This window comes from Oleiphilus sp. HI0061, from assembly GCF_001635675.1.
In genome coordinates this window covers 1-904 of the sequence record NZ_LWFE01000367.1, presented here as the reverse complement: position 1 = coordinate 904, position 904 = coordinate 1, and the positions used below count along the sequence as shown (strand labels likewise).

Here is a 904-nt window from a genome sequence, read left to right as displayed (position 1 = left end):
TTTGTCTAACAAAGTTCTAATCTTCTGAGCTGATTCGTTGCTTTTTTTGGACAGTGTCCTAACCTCATCAGCCACGACAGCAAATCCTCTACCTTGATCCCCTGCACGGGCCGCTTCAATTGCAGCATTAAGTGCAAGAAGATTGGTCTGCTCAGCGATATCCGTAATGACATTCATCATGGCAAGAATACCGTCATTACTTTCCTTCACTTCCTCCATATTCTGTATCGCTGTTGCCATTGATTCAGAATCGTACTAAAGGAATATCTATGACAGGTCTGACAGAAGATAAACTGCAAGAGTTTGCTAATGGTGTGGCTGATTTGTGTGATCAGTTAGGTGTTGAGGATCATGAAGAGAAATTGACCGCGATTGGGAATACTTTTATAGGGGCAGCGCTTTCACTAGGGAANCCCAACTTCTCAGTCAATGTTGATGGCTTAGCTACAGCTTCTGTTGAATCCGTTCTAGAGGCCGTCGAAGAAGAATAATTAAGGTTGATCGAACAGGTCTAATTGTTTTTCTGAACTGTTTTTTCTTCGTAAGGTAAAGCCAAGTTGGGAATGTACTTCTGATAACCAGGCTCGATAAGCCTGTCCACACCTAGCTTCAAATGGGTAAGCCTGGTTTAGTTTTTTCCGTATCAGCTTCACATCATTTTTCCCCGTTTCGAGGATAACTGCATGAATAATTGGTCCCGCGAGCTCTCTATAATGATCTAATTTCGACGCAGAAGACACGGGTTCCAGACAGCTGACCAGGTTAAATTAATGCACAGTGAAAGTTTGAGTGACTGCCCTTGCCTGATCGGAAAGCGTTTTATTGAGATTCTTAACTAAAAGGTTAAAGGTAACCAGAGTAAAACCATCTTGCGCATATTCGAAAACAGCGTCTATATCCAGGA

Annotated in this window: 1 protein-coding gene; it reads right to left on the bottom strand. The window is 42.4% G+C overall.

The window, feature by feature from the left end:
• On the bottom strand, positions 1-240 hold a 240-nt coding region (locus A3735_RS05070; RefSeq protein ID WP_304439962.1), incomplete at its 3' end, for a methyl-accepting chemotaxis protein.
• Between the last annotated feature and the right edge of the window lie 664 nt (positions 241-904).